Origin of the sequence: Streptomyces sp. NBC_00513 (assembly GCF_041431415.1) — a bacterium.
Classification (GTDB): Bacteria; Actinomycetota; Actinomycetes; order Streptomycetales; family Streptomycetaceae; genus Streptomyces.
Map to the genome: position 1 here is coordinate 2,048,620 of NZ_CP107845.1, position 18,245 is coordinate 2,066,864.

The 18,245-nt window shown below is 72.7% G+C and carries 18 protein-coding genes and 1 pseudogene; 3 read left to right on the plus strand and 16 right to left on the minus strand.

The genetic code is table 11. From position 1 onward, the window contains the following. Nucleotides 1-25 precede the first annotated feature (25 nt). From OHA84_RS09710 to OHA84_RS09725, 4 genes and pseudogenes are all read right to left on the minus strand, one after another. Nucleotides 26-613 (minus strand): 1-acyl-sn-glycerol-3-phosphate acyltransferase, encoded by a 588-nt coding sequence (locus OHA84_RS09710; RefSeq protein WP_234350065.1) that lies wholly within the window; start codon nucleotides 611-613, stop codon nucleotides 26-28. 56 nt (nucleotides 614-669) lie between these two features. Continuing rightward, on the minus strand, nucleotides 670-1,404 hold the full coding sequence (gene cmk, locus OHA84_RS09715; RefSeq protein ID WP_053679209.1) for a (d)CMP kinase: 735 nt from the start codon (nucleotides 1,402-1,404) through the stop codon (nucleotides 670-672). Between the two features lie 197 nt (nucleotides 1,405-1,601). Then, nucleotides 1,602-2,690, minus strand: coding sequence for a prephenate dehydrogenase (locus OHA84_RS09720; protein WP_053679207.1), 1,089 nt, complete (start codon nucleotides 2,688-2,690; stop codon nucleotides 1,602-1,604). 279 nt (nucleotides 2,691-2,969) lie between these two features. After that, nucleotides 2,970-3,443: pseudogene (locus OHA84_RS09725) on the minus strand (YidB family protein); the annotation flags it as partial. A gap of 133 nt (nucleotides 3,444-3,576) precedes the next feature. Here OHA84_RS09725 and OHA84_RS09730 point away from each other — a divergent pair. The 3 genes from OHA84_RS09730 to OHA84_RS09740 are packed head-to-tail and all read left to right on the plus strand — an operon-like array spanning nucleotide 3,577 to nucleotide 5,205. Further along, complete coding sequence (locus OHA84_RS09730; RefSeq protein ID WP_053679206.1) at nucleotides 3,577-3,966, plus strand: DUF952 domain-containing protein; 390 nt, start codon at nucleotides 3,577-3,579, stop codon at nucleotides 3,964-3,966. 59 nt (nucleotides 3,967-4,025) lie between these two features. Continuing rightward, nucleotides 4,026-4,487, plus strand: coding sequence for a Rieske (2Fe-2S) protein (locus OHA84_RS09735; protein ID WP_266972137.1), 462 nt, complete (start codon nucleotides 4,026-4,028; stop codon nucleotides 4,485-4,487). A gap of 28 nt (nucleotides 4,488-4,515) precedes the next feature. Continuing rightward, nucleotides 4,516-5,205 carry a DNA polymerase beta superfamily protein gene (locus OHA84_RS09740; RefSeq protein WP_266972135.1) on the plus strand — a complete coding sequence of 230 codons (690 nt, stop codon included), beginning with the start codon at nucleotides 4,516-4,518 and terminating at the stop codon, nucleotides 5,203-5,205. 21 nt (nucleotides 5,206-5,226) lie between these two features. Here OHA84_RS09740 and OHA84_RS09745 read toward each other — a convergent pair whose 3' ends face one another. The 12 genes from OHA84_RS09745 to OHA84_RS09800 all read right to left on the minus strand — a co-directional run bounded on the left by OHA84_RS09745 (nucleotide 5,227) and on the right by OHA84_RS09800 (nucleotide 18,240). After that, nucleotides 5,227-6,249, minus strand: a complete 1,023-nt coding sequence (locus tag OHA84_RS09745) for an ADP-ribosylglycohydrolase family protein (RefSeq protein WP_053679199.1) — start codon at nucleotides 6,247-6,249, stop codon at nucleotides 5,227-5,229. Beyond that, a complete protein-coding gene (locus OHA84_RS09750) occupies nucleotides 6,246-6,977 on the minus strand; it encodes an NUDIX domain-containing protein (RefSeq protein ID WP_266951084.1) in 732 nt (243 codons plus the stop codon). The genes OHA84_RS09745 and OHA84_RS09750 overlap by 4 nt, the downstream gene beginning before the upstream one ends. Next, the gene (locus OHA84_RS09755; RefSeq protein ID WP_266972132.1) at nucleotides 6,974-8,068 is read right to left on the minus strand and encodes an AAA family ATPase; all 1,095 of its coding nucleotides are present in this window, start codon (nucleotides 8,066-8,068) and stop codon (nucleotides 6,974-6,976) included. Before OHA84_RS09755 ends, OHA84_RS09750 begins: the two co-directional genes overlap by 4 nt. Next, entirely contained in the window at nucleotides 8,065-8,697 is a 633-nt protein-coding gene (gene pnuC, locus OHA84_RS09760; protein WP_266972130.1) for a nicotinamide riboside transporter PnuC, read from the minus strand. Before pnuC ends, OHA84_RS09755 begins: the two co-directional genes overlap by 4 nt. Before the next feature lie 157 nt (nucleotides 8,698-8,854). Further along, nucleotides 8,855-10,351, minus strand: coding sequence for a pseudouridine synthase (locus tag OHA84_RS09765; RefSeq protein ID WP_266972128.1), 1,497 nt, complete (start codon nucleotides 10,349-10,351; stop codon nucleotides 8,855-8,857). Beyond that, nucleotides 10,351-10,980 carry an SMC-Scp complex subunit ScpB gene (scpB, locus tag OHA84_RS09770; RefSeq protein ID WP_266951078.1) on the minus strand — a complete coding sequence of 210 codons (630 nt, stop codon included), beginning with the start codon at nucleotides 10,978-10,980 and terminating at the stop codon, nucleotides 10,351-10,353. Before scpB ends, OHA84_RS09765 begins: the two co-directional genes overlap by 1 nt. Next, nucleotides 10,977-12,101: a segregation/condensation protein A gene (locus OHA84_RS09775; RefSeq protein WP_371591340.1), complete on the minus strand. Its 1,125-nt coding sequence runs from the start codon at nucleotides 12,099-12,101 to the stop codon at nucleotides 10,977-10,979. The genes scpB and OHA84_RS09775 overlap by 4 nt, the downstream gene beginning before the upstream one ends. Before the next feature lie 102 nt (nucleotides 12,102-12,203). Continuing rightward, nucleotides 12,204-12,710 carry a hypothetical protein gene (locus tag OHA84_RS09780; protein ID WP_078998965.1) on the minus strand — a complete coding sequence of 169 codons (507 nt, stop codon included), beginning with the start codon at nucleotides 12,708-12,710 and terminating at the stop codon, nucleotides 12,204-12,206. Then, the gene (locus tag OHA84_RS09785) at nucleotides 12,695-13,813 is read right to left on the minus strand and encodes a ParA family protein (RefSeq protein WP_078998964.1); all 1,119 of its coding nucleotides are present in this window, start codon (nucleotides 13,811-13,813) and stop codon (nucleotides 12,695-12,697) included. Before OHA84_RS09785 ends, OHA84_RS09780 begins: the two co-directional genes overlap by 16 nt. A 368-nt stretch (nucleotides 13,814-14,181) precedes the next feature. Next, nucleotides 14,182-15,297 (minus strand): alanine dehydrogenase, encoded by a 1,116-nt coding sequence (ald, locus tag OHA84_RS09790; RefSeq protein WP_053679185.1) that lies wholly within the window; start codon nucleotides 15,295-15,297, stop codon nucleotides 14,182-14,184. A gap of 152 nt (nucleotides 15,298-15,449) precedes the next feature. Next, a complete protein-coding gene (locus OHA84_RS09795) occupies nucleotides 15,450-17,414 on the minus strand; it encodes a tetratricopeptide repeat protein (RefSeq protein WP_266972125.1) in 1,965 nt (654 codons plus the stop codon). A gap of 196 nt (nucleotides 17,415-17,610) precedes the next feature. After that, nucleotides 17,611-18,240, minus strand: coding sequence for an NUDIX domain-containing protein (locus OHA84_RS09800; protein ID WP_053679324.1), 630 nt, complete (start codon nucleotides 18,238-18,240; stop codon nucleotides 17,611-17,613). Between the last annotated feature and the right edge of the window lie 5 nt (nucleotides 18,241-18,245).

Here is an 18,245-nt window from a genome sequence, read left to right on the forward strand (position 1 = left end):
GTTCCACTACTGGGTCAAGTCTCACTCAGCGCCCGGTGAGGCGCTTGGCGTCGGCCAGGTGGGCGGTCAGCCGGTCCTGGATGCGTACGGTGGCCTCGTCCAAGGCGGTGCGTGTGCGACGGCCCGTGCCGTCCCCGGCGTCGAAGGCGGAGCCGAAGACCACGTCGACCCGGCTCTTGAGGGCCGGCAGGCCCTTCACGAGTCGGCCGCGGCTCTCGGTGCTGCCGAGCACGGCGACGGGTACGACGGGGGCGCCGCTGCGCACCGCGAAGTAGGCGAGGCCGGCGCGGAGCGAGGCGAAGTCGCCCTCGCCCCGGGTGCCCTCGGGGAAGATCCCCAGGGCGCCGCCGTTGTCGAGCACGCCGAGGGCGCGGCCGATGGCGGTGCGGTCGGCGCCGGCGCGGTCGACCTTCACCTGCCCGATGCCGTCGAGGAACGGGCCGAGGGGACCCACGTACGCTTCCTTCTTGATCAGGAAGTGCAGCGGTCTCGGCGCGGTCCCCATCACCATGGGGCCGTCTATGTTGTGGGAGTGGTTCACGGCGAGGATGACGGGGCCCTTCGCGGGCACCTTCCAGGCTCCCAGTACGCGCGGCTTCCACAGCCCGTACATCAGCCCGATGCCGATCCTCCGGCCGACCGCCGCACCCTTGAGGGAGGGCGCTGCGCTCACTGGCGACCCGCCCGCTCCCCGGTGTCCTCGGCCGCGCTCTGCCGCTCCGCGACCAGCGTCACCACGCATTCGATGACCTGGTCGAGCGTGAGCTCGGTGGTGTCCACCTCGACCGCGTCGTCGGCCTTGGCCAGCGGGGAGGTCTTCCGGCCGGAGTCGGCCGCGTCCCGCTTGATCAGGGCTTCCCTGGTGGCCGCGAGGTCCGCGGCCTCCTTGCCGCGCAGCTCGCCGCTGCGGCGGGCGGCGCGGGCCTCGGCCGAGGCGGTCAGGAAGACCTTGAGGTCGGCGTCGGGCAGGACCGTGGTGCCGATGTCGCGGCCTTCCACGACGATGCCCTCCGCGCTCTCGGCGGCGTCGGCCGCGATCGAGCGCTGGAGTCGGGTGATCAGGGCGCGCACCTCGGGGACGGCGCTGACAGCGCTGACCTTGGAGGTGACGTCCCGGGTGCGGATGGGGCCGGAGGCGTCCAGTCCGTCGACGGTGATGGTGGGCGCGGACGGGTCGGTGCCGGACACGATGGCGGGCTTGTCCGCGGCGAGGGCGATGGCCTGCGGGTCGTCGATGTCGACGCCGTTGGTGATCATCCACCAGGTGATGGCCCGGTACTGGGCACCGGTGTCCAGGTAGCGCAGCCCGAGCTTGGCGGCCACGGCCTTGGAGGTGCTGGACTTGCCCGTGCCGGAGGGACCGTCGATGGCGACGATCACGGCGGACGGAGCTGCGGATTCCACGGTGCGGGCACCTTCCTGGTTGCGCGTACGTGTCCGGGCGCGCCAATAGCGCCCCTCCCCAGGTTACCGGGCCCTGGCCGCTCCCCGTCCCGCCCGGGAGGGACGGGCCCGCGTCGACGCCCGGCAGGGGCCGTGACCGGCGGGAATACGGGGTCGCGGCCGGGTACCGGGGCGGTACCCGGCCGCGAGCCCGCGGGTTACTGCTGGCGCAGCGCCCAGCCGCGCTCGCGCAGTTCGGCCTCCAGGGGCGCCACCGCGCGGGGTTCCACCATCAGCTGTACGAGACCGGCCTGCTGTCCCGTCGCGTGCTCGATCCGCACGTCCTCGATGTTCACGCCGGCCCGGCCGGCGTCGGCGAAGATCCGTGCCAGTTCGCCCGGCTTGTCGCTGATGAACACCCCGACCGTCTCGTACGCCATCGGCGCCGCGCCGTGCTTGCCCGGGACCCGGACCCGGCCCGCGTTGCCCCGCCTGAGCACGTCCTCGATGCCGGCGGCCCCGCCCCGGCGCTTGGCCTCGTCGGCCGACTGGAGGCCGCGCAGGGCCTCCACCGTCTCCTCCAGGTCGGCGGCGATCCCGGCCAGGACGTCGGCGACCGGGCCCGGGTTCGCGGAGAGGATCTCCACCCACATCCGCGGGTCCGAAGCCGCGATCCGCGTCACGTCCCGGATGCCCTGCCCGCACAGTCGCACGGCCGTCTCGTCGGCCTCCTCCAGTCGGGCCGCCACCATGCTCGACACCAGTTGGGGGGTGTGCGAGACCAGGGCCACCGCGCGGTCGTGGGCGTCCGCGTCCATCACCACCGGGACGGCCCGGCACAGCGCCACCAGTTCCAGCGCGAGGTTCAGCACCTCGTGGTCGGTGTCCCGGGTCGGTGTCAGCACCCACGGGCGACCCTCGAACAGGTCGGCCGTCGCCGCGAGCGGCCCGGACCGCTCCTTGCCGGCCATCGGGTGCGTTCCGATGTAGGTGCCCGCGTCCACGCCCATCGCCGTGAGTTCCCGTCGCGGGCCGCCCTTGACGCTGGCCACGTCCACGTAGGCGCGGGCCAGGTCGCGGCCGATCGCGTCGGCCAGCGCCGTCGCGACGTGGGCGGGCGGGACGGCCACGATCGCCAGGTCCACCTTGTGTTCCGGTGCCTCGTCCGTGCCGGCGCCCAGGGCGGCGGCCGTGCGCGCCTGCGCCGGGTCGTGGTCGACGAGGTGCACGGTGATGCCGCGGGCGGTCAGGGCGAGCGCCGCGGAGGTGCCGATCAGTCCGGTTCCGATGACGACGGCGGTTCTCACGAGCTGCTCCAGGATGATCGCGTGACGGCGGGCCTGACTCAGGGTAGCCGGCGCGCGCGGCGCGAGGGCCCGGTGGCCGACCCGTGGGACGACCGCCGGGCCCTCGCGGCGGGGCCCGGGTCCTGTCGTCAAAGTGGCGCCGGTAGGGCCCGCGGTGTCCGGTGCCGTGCATCGCGAGGCGCAGCGGCGCCCGTGTACCGGACGTACTCGGGTGCCCCGACAACGCGGCGAGGTGCGGTACCGGGCGCCGCGGGCCAGGCGAGACCTTGACGACAGGGCTTAGAGCTTCTGCTGCCTGATGATGTCCTCCAGCGATCCCGAGGGCAGCGATCCGTCGGGGGTCAGCTTGTCCACGGCCCGGGGCAGGGACTGCGCGATCTGGTCGGCGGCGTGCTCGGGGCTGACGCCCGTCTGCTCGGCCACCTTCTGCAGGGTCTCGTTCGGCAGGGCCTCGGCGATCTGCGCGCCGGTGACGGCCTTGTTCTCGCCGGTGCCGACCCACGACTGGGCCTGGTCGACGAGGCCGGACTTGGACAGCATGTCCATCAGCCCGCCGAGCGGGTTGCCGCCGCCTCCGGCCGCCTGGGCGCCACCGCCACCGCCACCGCCGGTGAGCGCGCCGAGCAGGGCGCCGAGGATGTTGCCGCCGCCACCGCCACCCGCCTGGCCGCCACTGCCGCCGCTGCCGCTGCCGCCGAGAAGCGAGCCCAGGAGAGAGCCGAGGTCGTTACCCGCCATCGTCATGCCTTTCGGAGAGGGACCGGTCCGCGCGCGTACGGCGCCTCCGGCGTCGAGATAGGGACAATCTCACCTGGATCACCCCATGACGCCACTTGGCGCACGGTCCCCCGAACCGCCCCGGAGCGCCTGGGGTAGAACGATCGGCATGATCTTCCACATCGTCGCGCTCACCGACTGGACGGCCGCGCCCGAGCTCCCGTACGCCCCCGCCTCGCTCGATTCCGAGGGTTTCGTGCACTGTTCGGCGGACCGCGCGACGGCTCTCGCGATCACCGAGGCGTACTACCGGGACACCCCCGGCACCCTGCTGACCGTGGAGCTGGACGAGGGGGCGTTGACCTCCGAGGTCCGCCGGGAGGGTGAATCCGGCGGCCTCTACCCCCACGTCCACGGCCCGTTGAACCGGGGTGCGGTGGTACGCGTGTGGGAGGTGGTGCGCACACCCGGCACTCCTGCCACATGGGAACCGTGGCAGTCGGGCGACCGACGCGCGCCGCACGGCAGCGAAGAGCCTGGCGCGGCGGACTTCTCCTGAGGCCCGCCGCAGACCAGGATGCTGCTCGCCCAGCCTGGCCACACAGCGAGGAGACAGTCATGAGCGACCCCACACGGACCGCCCGGCGCACCGTACTGGCGGCAGGGGCGGTGGCCCTGACGGGCGGTGCCCTCGCGGCGTGCGGCTCGTCCTCCGAGAAGCCCGCGAGCGAGGCGGGTACCGGGTCGACCCCACGGGACGCCGGGTCCTCTCCCGGGTCCTCGGCCGGGGGCGCCGCGCTGGTGAAGTCCTCGGCCGTACCGGTCGGCGGCGGCACCGTGCTCAAGGAGCAGAAACTCGTGGTGACCCAGCCGACGGCCGGGTCGTTCCGCTGCTTCACCGCCGTCTGCCCCCACCAGGGGTGCCTGGTGAACAAGGTCGAGAACGGCAGCATCGACTGCCCCTGCCACGGCAGCAAGTTCGAGATCACGGACGGCGCGGTGGCCAAGGGGCCGGCCGCCACCGGTCTCGCCGAGAAGAAGATCGTCGTGTCCCCGGGCGGTGAAATCTCCCTCGCGTAGCGCGGGGGCGTCCGCCTACCCTCCCGGGATGAACGACCTCACCCTCGTCCGGGACCACACCGTCTACTCCTGCGTGATGGGCTCCCGCGCGTTCGGGCTGGCGACGGAGGCGAGCGACACCGACGTGCGCGGTGTCTACCTCGCCCCCACGCCGCTGTTCTGGCGCTTCGAGAAGCCCCCCACGCACGTGGACGGGCCGCGGGACGAGGAGTTCTCCTGGGAGCTGGAACGCTTCTGCGAACTGGCGCTGCGGGCCAACCCGAACATCCTGGAGTGCCTGCACTCCCCGCTGGTGGAGCGGATCACCCCGGTCGGCGAGGAACTCCTCTCCCTGCGCGGGGCCTTCCTCTCCCGCCGGGCCCACCTCACGTTCACCGGCTACGCGGCCGGCCAGCACGGCAGGCTCCTCGCGGACGTGCGCAACCACGGCGCGCCGCGCTGGAAGCACGCCATGCACCTGCTGCGCCTGCTCGGGTCCTGTCGCGACCTGCTGCGCACGGGCCGCCTGGAGATCGACGCCGGCGCCGACCGGGAGCGCCTGCTGGCGGTGCGGCGCGGTGAGCTGGGCTGGGCGGAGGTGGACGCCTGGATGTCCCGCCTCACCGGGGAGGCGGAGGCGGCCCTCGCCGGCAGTCCCCTGCCGGCGGAGCCGGACCACGCCCGTGTGGAGGACTTCCTGACCCGTGCCCGCCGGCTCTCGGCGGCCGTGACCGCCTGAGGCCGGCTCGGGTCACAGGGGTCAGGCGTCCCAGAGGGCTCCGAGGGCCAGGAGCTCGTCGCGGTACTCGATGCGGCCCTCCCAGTCCCGGGGCCAGACGTCCGCGCCGAGGTGGGCGCCGGCGAAGGCGCCGGCCAGGCAGGCGATGGAGTCGGAGTCGCCCTTGGTGCAGGCGGCCCGGCGCAGGGCGGTCAGCGGCTCCTCGGGGAAGAGCAGGAAGCAGTGCAGGGCCGTGGCGAAGGCCTCCTCCGCGATCCAGCCGTCGCCCGTGGTCAGGCAGGGGTCGGTTTCCGGGGAGGGCGACCTCAGGGCGTCCGCGAGCCGGTCCAGGACGCCCAGGCATTCGTCCCAGCCCCGGGCGATGAAGGACCGCTCCGTGGCGTCGGAGGTGCTGCGCATCCACAGGTCGCCCAGCCAGTGCTCGTGGTAGCGGGTGCGGTTCTCCAGGGCGTACGAGCGCAACTGCCCGACCAGGCCCGTGACCTCGGTGCCCCGTGCGAGCAGGTACACGGCCCTGGCCGTCAGGTCGGAGGCGGCGAGGGCCGTCGGGTGGCCGTGCGTCAGGGCGGACTGGAGCTGGGCCGCGCCGGCCCGCTCCTCCTCGGTCCAGCCGGGCACCAGGCCCACGGGGGCCACCCGCATGTTCGCGCCGCAGCCCTTGGAGCCGATCTGGCTGGCGTCGCGCCAGTCCCGCTCGGGCTGGTCGAGGAGCCGGCAGGCGCGCAGGCAGGTGTTGCCCGGGGCCCGGTTGTTCTCCGGCGAGTGGTACCACTCGACGAACTCCTCCCGGACGGGTCGGGTCAGCCGCAGCGGTCCTATCCGGCCCCGCTCCCCCGCGGTGCGCATGCCTCGGGCCAGGGCGAGCGTCATCTGGGTGTCGTCGGTGACGATCGCCGGGCGGGGCAGGGACATCTGCCGCCAGGGTCCGGTCTTGGAGAGGATCGACGGGACGTCGTTGAACTCCGTCGGGAAGCCGAGGGCGTCGCCCAGGGCGAGGCCGAGCAGGGCCCCGGTCGCCGCGCGCTTCTTCGTCGTCACGGTCATCGTGCGTGTCCTTCCGAGGGGCGGAGCAGGGGCGGGTGCAGGGCCGTCGCGGGCCCGGAGCGGTAGAGCGCGGCCGGTTTGCCGCGCCCGCCGGTCAGTCGGGCGGCTCCCGCCACGGCCTCGACGAAGCCGGGGGTGGCGAGGACCTTGCGGCGGAAGTTGGGGCGGTCCAGGGCGGTGTCCCAGACGGTCTCGTAGACGGCCTGGAGCTCGCCGAGGGTGAACTCGGGCGGGCAGAAGGCGGTGGCCAGGCAGCTGTACTCCAGCTTCGAACCGATCCGCTCGCGCGCGTCGTCGAGGATGACCGCGTGGTCGAAGGCCAGTCCGGCGGCCTCGCCCACGGGCACCCAGCGGGCCCGGTCGGCGTCGCCGCCGCCTTCCGCGGCCGGCTCCGGCATGTCCGGGACCAGCGCGGTGAAGGCGACCGAGACCACCCGCATGCGGGGGTCGCGGTCGGGTTCGCTGTAGGTCCGCAGTTGTTCCAGGTGCAGGGCGGCGACCACGGCGTCGGACAGGCCGGTCTCCTCGGCGAGTTCGCGGCGTGCGGCGCTCTCGGCGGACTCGCGGGGCAGGATGAAACCGCCGGGCAGGGCCCAGGCGCCCGCGTACGGCTCCTGTCCGCGCCGGATCAGCAGCACGTGCAGGTCGCCGGCGCGGACGGTGAAGACGGCGAGGTCGACGGTCACCGCGAACGGTTCGAAGGCGTGGGGATCGTATCCGGTGGTCATCCGTTCTCCACCCGTACGTTCTCGGGCAGCGGGTCCGTGAAGTGCCATCCCTCGGCGAGCAGTCCGTCGACGGCGGCCACGGCCGCGGTCAGCCGTGCCTCCCGGTCCCCGCCCATGAGCAGGAAGCGCCTCCGCGTGTCGGTGAGTTCCTCCCGGAAGCGTCCGGTCATCCACGGTCTGAGCTGAGGTCCGTCGCGCAGCCCGTCGTCCTCGAAGGGCACGCCGACGTCGTCGGTCAGCAGGTACAGGTCACGGCGGGTGCGGGAGGCGATCTCCTCGACCTCCTCGTTGCGGCCGCCCATGTACCGCTCGTACCAGATGCCGGTGGCGAAGGAGTCCGTATCGCAGAAGAGCACAGGTGAGCCGAGTCGGGCGGCCTGTTCCTCCTCGGCGTCCTGGCGGCGCGCGATCACCGGGAACTCCTCCGAGGCGAAGGACACCTCGGACCAGGAGGCCGCCGGGTCGGTCGACCGCGCCGCCGCCAGCTTCTCCTCGCTGTACCGGCGCCCGTACTCGGCGACCCAGCCCGTCTTGGCCCAGACCCCGCCGCGGCGGCGGTAGTGGGCCGCGAGGTCGCGCGAGAGCGTGGTCGTGCCCGTGGACTCGGCGCCGAGGACGACCACGCGCCGGGTCAGGGCGGCCCGTACGGCGGGGCCCAGGAACTCCCAGCAGGCGGCGGGGTCCGCGCGGACGGCCGTACCCGACACCGGGAAGAGGGAGCGGTCCGGGTCCACGCAGACCTCCTGGGCGCCGAAGCGGCGCGCGAGTTCCGTCCCGTACGCCTCCGAGGTGAAGACGGCGTCGACCCGGCCGGGCACGGCGGCGCGGAAGATCGCCATGTGCGCGTCCCAGATCGCCGGGTCGTGCAGGTCGACCGGGATGTCGTCGACCGCGCCGACGACGTGGGCACCGGGGTGGGCCTCGCGCATCCAGGCGACCCGGTCGGCGAGCGGCACCGATTCGACGGAGGCCGCGCACACCAGCACGGTCAGTCGTTCGCACTGGTCCTGGGCGGTGCGCACCAGGTGGTGGTGGCCGGTGTGGGGCGGGTAGAACTTGCCGAGCACCAGCCCGTGGCGGTGGCGCCTCATGCCGTCGCCGCCGTCTTCAGCCCGCGGGTGCCCTCGGTCCCGCCGGTCCCCCCGGTCGCGGCGAGGGCGCGGCGCCAGTCGATCAGTCCGGCCACGCACAGGGCCAGGAAGACGACGTACAGCACGGCCGTCACGTACAGGTCCTTGTGGACGTACAGCGGGATGGAGACGAGGTCGGTGGCGATCCACAGCCACCAGGACTCCAGGAGCTTGCGGCACTGCCCGTAGGTGGCCATGAGGGAGAGCCCGACGGCCACCGCGTCCCAGAGGGGGACGGTGGAGTCGGTGGCGCGGTCCAGCAGCAGGGTGAGGGCGAGCATCCCCACCGCCCCCGCCGCGGCCAGGGCGGCCCATTCGGTGCCCGTGGTCCGGCGCACCGGCAGGGTCGCGGCGGTTCCTGGTCCACCCCCGTGGGTCCAGGACCACCACCCGTACGCGGCGAGGGCGATGAAGACGATCTGGAGCCCGGCGTCGGCGTAGAGACCGGCCTGGGCGAAGAGCACGATGAAGAAGAGGTTGTTCGCGATCCCGATGGGCCAGTTGGCGATGTGCTGCCGCGCCACCAGCCAGACGCACAGGGCGCCGGTGGCGGCCGCCAGGATCTCGGTCCAACTCGTCTGCCAGCCCATGGGGACCCTCGTTTCTTTAATAGTCAGGTTGACTATAAACATGATCGGGCGTGCGGGCAAGCAAAAAGCCCGCGGTGCCGAAGGGCACCGCGGGCTTTTCGGCCCCGACGGACGGGGCGCGGTCGTGCGAGGGGTCGGGTGACCCCGCGCGAGGGTCCTACAGACCGACCTCGCGCATGAGCATGCCGACCTCGGTGTTGGTCAGGCGGCGCAGCCAGCCGGACTTCTGGTCACCGAGTTCGATCGGGCCGAAGGAGGTCCGGACGAGCTTCTCGACGGGGAAGCCGGCCTCCGCCATCATGCGGCGGACGATGTGCTTGCGGCCCTCGTGGAGGGTCACCTCGACCAGGTAGTTCTTGCCGAGCTGGTCGAGGACGCGGAAGTGGTCGGCGCGGGCGTAGCCGTCCTCCAGCTCGATGCCGTCCTTGAGGCGCTTGCCGATCTCGCGGGGCAGCGGGCCGGTGATGGCCGCGACGTAGGTCTTCTTCACGCCGTACTTCGGGTGCGTCAGACGGTGGGCCAGCTCGCCGTGGTTGGTGAGCAGGATGATGCCCTCGGTCTCGGTGTCGAGCCGACCGACGTGGAAGAGACGGGTCTCACGGTTGGTGACGTAGTCGCCGAGGCACTGGCGGCCGTCGGGGTCCTCCATGGTGGAGACGACGCCGGCCGGCTTGTTCAGCGCGAAGAACAGGTACGACTGGGTGGCGACGGTCAGGCCGTCCACCTTGATCTCGTCCTTCGGCTGAACGCGCTTGCCCTGCTCCAGCACGATCTCGCCGTTGACCTCGACGCGGGCCTGCTCGATGAGCTCCTCGCACGCACGGCGCGAACCCATGCCGGCGCGGGCGAGCACCTTCTGCAGACGCTCCCCCTCCTCCTCGGCACCCGGGAAGGTCTTCGGGGTCTTGATCACGGGCTTGTCGGCGTACCGGTCGCGCACGCGCTCCTCGATCCGCGCGTCCAGCTCGCGGGGGCGCGACTGGCCGCTGCGGCTGCCGGGGCCGCTGCGCGGGCCGCCGGCTCCACCGATGCCGGGGGTCCGGGAGGTACGGGGGCCGCCCTTGGCGCCACCTCGGGCGGAGTCGCCGCGAGCACCACCACGGTTGCCGTCGGCCGCGCCGCGGGCACCGCCGCCGCCCGCCTTGGCGCCGCCGCGGCCGTTGCGCTCACCCTCGGGGCCCACGTCGTAGCGACGCTCCTCGGGGCGGGGGTTGCGGGGACGCTGGGGGGCCTGGTCGCGGTCACGGTCGCGCGAGGCGCCGGCACCGGAGCCGCCGCCTCGGTAGCCGCCGCCGGAGCCGCTGCCACCGCCCGAGCCGCCGCCTCGGTAGCCGCCGCCACCGGAGGAGCCGCCGGAGCCGCCGCCCCGGTAGCCACCGCCACCGCCGGAGCCGCCGGACGAACCGCCGGAGCCGCCACCGCGGTAGCCACCGCCACCGCCGGACGAACCGCCGGAGCCACCGCCCCGGTAGCCACCGCCACCGCCGGAGGAGCCGCCGCGGGAGCCGCCGCCGGAGCCGCTGCCACCGCCGGAGCCGCCACCGCGGTAGCCACCGCCGCCGGAGGAGGAGCCGCCGCGGTCGTTGCCACGCCCGCCGCCACCGCCGCCGCCGCTGTTCCTGTTGCCGCCACCGTTGCCGTTACTGCTTCGCATCAAAGTTCCGTCGTCTTGTCGTCTTCAAAGTAGTCCGGTGCATCAGGTGCGTCCGGATCGAACGACGGAACACCCTCTTGCGTCTCGGCTTCGATCGCGTCCGCCTCGGGGAGGAAGGGCGCGAGCTCCGGAAGCTCGTCCAGGCCACGCAGGCCCATCCGCTCCAGAAAGTAGTTCGTCGTCCTGTACAGGATCGCACCTGTTTCGGGTTCCGTCCCCGCCTCGGCCACCAGACCCCGCTGCAGGAGGGTCCGCATGACCCCGTCGCAGTTGACTCCGCGGACCGCCGAGACCCTTGATCGGCTGACCGGCTGGCGGTACGCGACGACCGCGAGGGTCTCCAGTGCCGCCTGGGTGAGCCGGGCCTGCCGGCCGTCCAGGACGAAGGCCTCCACCGCCGTCGCGAAGGCCGCGCGACTGTAGAACCGCCACCCGCCGGCGACCGGGCGCAGCTCGAAACCCCGTTCCTGGGCGGTGTACTCGTCGGCCAGTTCCCGCAGGGCGACGGCGACCTCGCGCGGGGTCCGGTCCAACACCTTGGCGAGGTGTTCCTCGGTCGCGGGTTCGTCGACGACCATGAGGACGGCCTCCAGGGCGCCCTTGAGGGCGAGCTCCGCCGGCTCGGTCATTCCTTGGCCTCCACGATCTGATCGAACTCGTCCGTCACCGTCGGCATCCCGTCGCCGTCCCCGCCGCTCCAGCGCACGGTGAGCGTGCGCAGGGCCTCCTCCTGGTCGAGGACCACGGCCTTCTCCCGGTACAGCTCCAGCAGGGCCAGGAAGCGCGCCACGACGGTCAGGGTGTCCGGGGCGTCCTGCGTGAGTTCCGCGAAGGTGGCCTCCCCGCGGGCCTTGAGCAGCGCGACGACCAGGGCGGCCTGTTCGCGGACGCTGACGAGCGGGGCGTGGATGTGGTCCACGTAGACCTGGGGCGCCGCCCTGGGCCGCATGGCCTGCACGGCCAGCCGGGCGAACCCCTCCGCGCCGATGCTGATCACCACGTCGGGCAGCAGTTCCGCGATGTGCGGCTCCAGTCCGACGGTGCGCGGGTACCGCAGGCCCTCGTCCTCGGCCCGGTGCTCGAAGATCTCCGCGATCCGCTTGTACGCCCGGTACTGGAGGAGCCGGGCGAAGAGCAGGTCCCGTGCTTCCAACAGCGCCAGGTCGGCCTCGTCCTCCACCTCGGCGGCGGGCAGCAGCCGGGCGGCCTTCAGGTCGAGGAGGGTGGCGGCCACGACGAGGAACTCGGTGGTCTGGTCGAGGTCCCAGTCGGGTCCCATGGCCCGGATGTGCGCCATGAACTCGTCGGTGACCCGGGACAGCGCGACCTCGGTCACATCGAGTTTGTGCCGCGAGATCAACTGGAGCAGCAGGTCGAAGGGGCCCTCGAAGTTCGCCAGCCGGAGCGTGAACCGCCCGTCCCCGGTGTCGGCGGGCGCGCCGACGGGAACCTCACCCACCCCCCGGAGGGCCCCAGGAGGCCCCGTGGGCGCCTCTGCGGCCTCGGGGGCCTCCTGGGTCATCGAGGGGGCTTCGGGGGCCTCCGGGAGCCCTGTGGGCGTCTCGGAGGGCATCCGCGCCGGCGCTTCGGACGGGATCCGGGCCGGCGTCTCGGACGGGAGGGGCGGCGTCTCCGGCGGTACGGGGGCCGGCTCCCGGCCTCCCGGCCCGTGTTCCCCCGCGTCGGGGGCGCCCGGGCCGCGGCCCAACCGGCGGCGGGCGGGTGGGTCGGGTTCGGCGGGAGGGCGCAATCGAGGTCCAGGGTGGTGCGAGGGCGGTACGGACGGGCCGGCACGACGGTGCCGCCGAGGCGACGTTAGCGGGCCGGCCCTCGCCCTGGCGTCAGGCGCCGGTCAGCGCCCGCGCAGTCTTCGTACGAGGATGCTCGCGTCGCCCCGGGACTCCAGGTCCGCGAGGACCACGGCGACCGCCTCGCGGACGATGCGGCCGCGGTCCACGGCGAGGCCGTGCTCCCCGCGCAGCACCAGGCGCGCGTGCTCCAGGTCCATGAGCTCCTCCGCGGAGACGTAGACCGTGATCTTCTCGTCGTGCCGCTCGCGCCCGCTCGGCCGCCGGTTCGCGCCCCGGCCCTGCCCCTTGCCGCGCCGGGGCGCGGACGCCCCGGCGGCGGTGGTGGCAGAACCTTCCTGCGGCCTGCGCTGCGCGCCCACCGCCGGTTCGCCGGTTTCCCGGCCGCGCCCCTCCGTCGTGCCCTCCGCCGGGTTCGCCGAGTGTTCCGACTGCGCCGAGCCGCCCGCGGACTCCTCGACGCCCCGCCGCGGCGAGGACGACTGCAGTGCCATCCCCCCGGTCGTACGGAACAGTTCGTCGGCTCCGGGCAGACTCACTCGGCGGGACACCGGGCGAGCACCTCCCTGGCCAGCTGGCGGTAGGCGGCGGCGCCCACGGAGTTGGAGGCGTACGTGGTGATCGGTTCACCGGCGACCGTGGTCTCCGGGAAGCGCACCGTCCGGCCGATGACCGTGTGGTAGACGTGGTCGTCGAATGCCTCGACGACGCGCGCCAGCACCTCACGGCTGTGCACCGTCCGGGAGTCGTACATCGTGGCGAGGATGCCGTCGAGTTCCAGCTCCGGGTTGAGCCGCTCCTGCACCTTCTCGATGGTCTCGGTCAGCAGCGCCACACCGCGCAGCGCGAAGAACTCGCACTCCAGGGGGACGATCACCTTGTGAGCCGCCGTCAGGGCGTTCACGGTCAGCAGACCGAGCGAGGGCTGACAGTCGATCACGATGTAGTCGTAGTCGGCCATCAGGGGCTTGAGGGCCCGCTGCAGGGTGGACTCGCGCGCGACCTCGCTGACCAGCTGCACCTCGGCGGCGGACAGGTCGATGTTGCTCGGCAGCAGGTCCATGTTGGGGACCGCCGTCTTCAGCAGCACCTCGTCGGCCGACATGCCCCGCTCCATGAGCAGGTTGTAGACCGTCAGGTCGAGTTCCATCGGGTTCACGCCGAGACCCACGGACAGCGCGCCCTGGGGGTCGAAGTCGACGAGCAGCACGCGGCGCCCGTACTCGGCGAGCGCGGCACCCAGGTTGATGGTCGACGTGGTCTTTCCCACGCCGCCCTTCTGGTTGCACATCGCGATGATCTTCGCCGGACCGTGGTCGGTCAGTGGCCCGGGGATCGGGAAGTACGGCAGCGGCCGTCCGGTCGGGCCGATCCGCTCACGGCGCTGACGGGCAGCGTCGGGGGCGAGAGTGGCCGCGTACTCGGGGTCGGGCTCGTACTCCGCGTCGGGGTCGTAGAAGTGCCCTTCGGGCACGTTTTCGTAGTCGGCGAAACCCACGGGCTTTTCGCCGCTCAGGTCGCCGGCCCTGGAGTTCACGTCTAGGCCGTCCATGCTGTTTCGGGGCGTCGTCATGTGCTGGTGGTTTGCGAAGGTGCGGACTGCGACGGAGCCGACAGCTTCGATTCCGGCAGGGCCCTGGCCCCGCGCAGGCATTCCTGCTCGACCACCCCCAGGAGCAAATGTCGACTCATTCACAAGTCGTCTTACCTCCTCGGACGTGACCAGGACACTTATCGATAGGTCAGCGTGGCACCATGCCGACGGTTGGCGACTCTATGGCGTGTCACCGCCCAGCGGCAACACAATCCACCGGACCCGACGCGTTGTGTCGGCAACCGAACACCACTCTGTCAAGGGCGTACGAGCTGTCGCCGCGAAGTTTCGCAGGTGTGCGAAAGGGTTAAAGGGTTACGTTCGAGGCGAGTTGAGCGCCCTCGACGCGCGCCCCGAAAACGCGTCCGGCCGGACCTCGCGAGCAAGGTCCGGCCGGATACGTGAGATTGACGTCAGTCGTTGACGGTTCAGCCGAGCAGCGTGCTCAGCGGGAGCGTCGGGAGACCGTGGGCCTCGGCGACGGGGCCGTAAACGACCTGCCCGTCATGGGTGTTGAGACCCAGACCGAGGGCCGCGTCGCGGCGCAGCGCCTCGGCCCAGCCGAGGTTCGCGAGCTGCACGATGTACGGCAGGGTCGCGTTCGTCAGGGCGTAGGTGGAGGTGTTCGGAACCGCGCCCGGCATGTTGGCGACGCAGTAGAAGACCGAGTTGTGGACCTGGAAGGTCGGCTCGGCGTGGGTGGTCGGACGGGAGTCCTCGAAGCAGCCGCCCTGGTCGATCGCGATGTCGACAAGGACACTTCCGGGCTTCATCTTGGCGACGAGCTCGTTGGTGACCAGCTTCGGGGCCTTCGCACCCGGGATCAGCACCGCGCCGATGACCAGGTCGGCCTCGGTGACGGCCTTCTCCAGCTCGAAGGCGTTGGAGACGATCGTCTTGATCTTCGTACCGAAGATCTTGTCGGCCTCGCGGAGCTTGTTGATGTCCTTGTCGAGCAGGGTCACGTGGAAGCCCATGCCGATGGCGATCTGAGCCGCGTTCCAGCCGGAGACGCCGCCGCCGATGACCACGCACTCGCCGGCGTGGGTGCCGGGGACGCCGCCGGGCAGGACGCCGCGGCCGCCGGCCGAGCGCATCAGGTGGTAGGCGCCGACCTGCGGGGCCAGTCGGCCCGCGACCTCGGACATCGGGGCGAGCAGCGGGAGCGCGCGGTTGGCGAGCTCGACCGTCTCGTACGCGATGGCGGTGGTGCCGGACTCCAGGAGGGCGTCCGTGCACTCGCGGGAGGCCGCCAGGTGCAGGTAGGTGAAGAGGGTCTGGTCCTTGCGGAGGCGGTGGTACTCCTCCGCGATCGGCTCCTTGACCTTCAGCAGGAGGTCCGCGGTCGCCCAGACCTCGTCGGCGGTGCCGAGGATCTCGGCGCCGGCGGAGACGTACTCCGCGTCCGTGATCGAGGAGCCGACACCGGCGTTCTGCTCGACGAAGACCTGGTGGCCGTTGCGGACCAGCTCATGCACGCCGGCGGGCGTGATGGCGACCCGGAACTCGTTGTTCTTGACCTCGCGGGGGATGCCGACCTTCATCGTCGATCACGGTCCTTGGCTCAGGGGATTTTTCGGGTCACTTCCATACATACCCGCTCACAAGAACGCGCAACGGGATGCACCACGAGATGACGTGGTGGAGCCAGTCTAATGAAGGATGAGTCGCTGTCTAGCCTTGCAAACAAATAATCTCAGTCGGAATCACTACGGATTTCGCAGGCGGCAGGGTCATCTCCCAGCAATCTGTCGGCTGCGGACCGGTGCAGCCTGGCAGCCGCGGGGTCGCCCAGCCTGTCGAGCGTGTCGGCCAGCCGCACCTGCAACGCGGACTGAAGTCGCAGGTCCCCGGCCCTGCGCGCCAACTCGATCGCCTCGCGGCAGGTGTGCAGGGACTCCTCGGGCCGTCCGGCGTACTCCTGGATCCGGGCCATCTCGCTCAACGCCTTTGCCTGGCCCGGGACATCGGCCAGCCGGCGGTAGCCGGCGGCGGCGGCCCGCCAACTGCGCAGCGCCTCCCCGTAACGGCCCGCGTACGTGTGCACGTTGCCGAGCCGGCCGTACAGCCTGGCCTCGTCCGCGCGCTCGCCCCGGGCGAGCGCCTGGGTCAGGGCCCGGCCGAACCAGTCGGAGGCCCGGTACCAGTCCGCCAGCTCCTGGTACGCGCCGCCTACGGATTCCATCGCGCGGCCCGTCGCGTACGGATCGTTCGCGGCCTTTCCCGCGACCAGGGCCGCCCGGTAGCGCTCCAGCGCCTCGTGGGTGCGGCCCGTCTCGGCGTCCAGGTCGGCCAGGTTCAGCAGTGCGGCGGCCTGCTCCCGGTACAGGTCGCGCCGCTCGGCGACGTCCAGGACCAGGCGGTGCAGCCCGTACAGCTCGGGGGCCGCCGCCTCGGTCCCGCGGTGCTCCGCGAGGGCCCGTACGAGGGCCGAGATCAACCGGCGGGCCAGGGTGTCCAGGTCGCCGTCGGCCACCGCCAGGGCGGCCGACGCGGACAGGGCGGGCAGCCGGGTGTCCAGCCAGCCGGCGGCGGCCCGCCGGTCGGCGAAGCGGAGGGCGCGGGGCAACCCGTCCAGCCGCTCCCGCACGAGCTCCTCGTCCTCCTCGGCCATGGCCCGGCAGGAGGTGAGCAGTCGTACGGTCCGCTCCAGCATCCGAGCCCGGGCCAGCTGCACCTCGGCCGGTCGCTCCTTGGCCTCCAACAGTGCCTGGAGCAGGGGCGCGAGGCAGCCGGGCAACAGGAACAGACCGTCGCAGGCGTGCCGGACGAGACCCAGCCCGGCGAAGTCCTCCAGGGTGGACTGGGCGGCGGCCACGGAGCAGCCGGCCAGGGCGGAGGCGGTGTGCGCGTCGATGAACCCGGCGGGCGCGAGCGGAAGCAGCCGCAGGGTCCGCTGGGCGGGCTGCGGCAGCGATTCGTAGACGAGCCGGAAGGAGCGGGCCAGCGGCCCGCTGGTGCCGGGCGGCATGTCGTGGAGCTGCTTGGCCACGTCGGCCACGGCGGCCTTCGGGTGGGCGGCGAGCCAGCCGCCGACCAGGGCGAGCGCGGCGGGCTGGCCACCGCACTCCTCGGCGAGGGTCTCGGCGGCGCGCGGGTCCACGGTGATCCGGGTGTCCCCGATGCCGCGCCCGAGCATCTGGACGGCGGAGGGGGTGTCCAGGCCTCCGAGGGTGCAGGGGCGGACGTCCGGGATCCCGGTGAGCGGCCCCTCGGCGGTCACCACGACCAGGCACTCGGGGGTGTCCGGCAACAGGGCGTCGACCTGGTGCGGGTCGGCGGCGTCGTCGACGAGCAGGATGACCCGCCGCCCGGTCAGCGCGGTGCGCAGTTCGGAGCTGAGGTCGTCCTCGCCGGCCCCGGGCGGGGTGGAGTGACCGAGGCCCTCCAACAGGGTCCTGACGGCCCGTTCGGTGGCGACGGTCTCCCCGCCGGGGGTGGTGAGCCGCACCTTCACGACCCCGTCGGGGTAGTCGTCGCGCACCTCGCGGACGAAGGCCTCGGCCAGCGCCGTCCGTCCCGAACCGGGGCGGCCCGCGACGAGCAGGACCCTCGCGCGGGGCGCCTTCGCCTTGCGCCCCGAGAGGGTGTCGAGCCCGGTCCGTGCGATGTCCTCGCGCAGCTCCTTGAGCTCACGCCGCCGCCCGACGAAATCCGTCACGGGATCCGCTCCTCTCCCTGCCTTAGGGTTGCCGAGCGTAGTTCACGCAGAGCGACGACCCGTGTGGAGCGCGGCGGGCACATCGCCCGATCGGATCAGCCGATGGTCACACCAGACCCCCCAACGGCCCTCCGCCCGCCCCGGACCGGGCCGCGGCGGAGCAGGGCGGGGCGGCGCGGCGACGGCCGCCGGGCGACTACGCCTCGTAGGGCCGGGCCGACCACGGTGCGTCGGCCGGGCGCAGGGCGTCCAGACCGCCCTCCGCGGCGAGGGCCGCGGCCAGGGCCAGCACACCCGCCACCAGCCCGGGGTTCCCCAGCTCGCCGGCCAGCACCCCCCGCACCAGTTCCGCCGGAGGGATCCGGGCGAACTGCATGTCCGCCTCCTCCTCCGACACCTCGAAGCGTGCGCCCTCCGCCTCCGCCAGGTCCCGCGCCAGGAACACGCGGATCGCCTCGTCCGAGCCTCCGGGCGAGGCGTAGAAGTCGACCAGCACCCGCCAGTCGTCGGCCTTGACGTGCGCCTCCTCGTACAGCTCACGCTGCGCGGCGTGCAGCGGGTTCTCCCCCGGTACGTCGAGCAGCCCCGCGGGCAGCTCCCACAGCTTCCGGCGCACCGGGTGCCGGTACTGCCGCAGCACGAGCACCTGCCCGGCCTCGTCCAGCGCCAGCACGCACACCGACCCCGGGTGCACCTGGTAGTCCCGGCGCACGGTCGCGCCGTCCGGCATCCGGACCACGTCGGAGCTCACCGCCGTCTTGGCGCCCTCGAAAGGACGCCGGGTCGAGACCGTCTCCCAGGTTTCCGAGGTGTCCTTGATCTCGATGTCGA

Bases quoted from the DNA above. Each gene is read 5' to 3' on its own strand.
- OHA84_RS09710 (WP_234350065.1), bottom strand. From the start codon at position 613: ATGTACGGGCTGTGGAAGCCGCGCGTACTGGGAGCCTGGAAGGTGCCC.
- OHA84_RS09730 (WP_053679206.1), top strand. From the start codon at position 3,577: ATGATCTTCCACATCGTCGCGCTCACCGACTGGACGGCCGCGCCCGAG.
- OHA84_RS09735 (WP_266972137.1), top strand. From the start codon at position 4,026: ATGAGCGACCCCACACGGACCGCCCGGCGCACCGTACTGGCGGCAGGG.
- OHA84_RS09740 (WP_266972135.1), top strand. From the start codon at position 4,516: ATGAACGACCTCACCCTCGTCCGGGACCACACCGTCTACTCCTGCGTG.
- OHA84_RS09745 (WP_053679199.1), bottom strand. From the start codon at position 6,249: ATGACCGTGACGACGAAGAAGCGCGCGGCGACCGGGGCCCTGCTCGGC.
- OHA84_RS09750 (WP_266951084.1), bottom strand. From the start codon at position 6,977: ATGACCACCGGATACGATCCCCACGCCTTCGAACCGTTCGCGGTGACC.
- OHA84_RS09755 (WP_266972132.1), bottom strand. From the start codon at position 8,068: ATGAGGCGCCACCGCCACGGGCTGGTGCTCGGCAAGTTCTACCCGCCC.
- pnuC (WP_266972130.1), bottom strand. From the start codon at position 8,697: ATGGGCTGGCAGACGAGTTGGACCGAGATCCTGGCGGCCGCCACCGGC.
- OHA84_RS09765 (WP_266972128.1), bottom strand. From the start codon at position 10,351: ATGCGAAGCAGTAACGGCAACGGTGGCGGCAACAGGAACAGCGGCGGC.
- scpB (WP_266951078.1), bottom strand. From the start codon at position 10,980: ATGACCGAGCCGGCGGAGCTCGCCCTCAAGGGCGCCCTGGAGGCCGTC.
- OHA84_RS09785 (WP_078998964.1), bottom strand. From the start codon at position 13,813: ATGCCTGCGCGGGGCCAGGGCCCTGCCGGAATCGAAGCTGTCGGCTCC.
- ald (WP_053679185.1), bottom strand. From the start codon at position 15,297: ATGAAGGTCGGCATCCCCCGCGAGGTCAAGAACAACGAGTTCCGGGTC.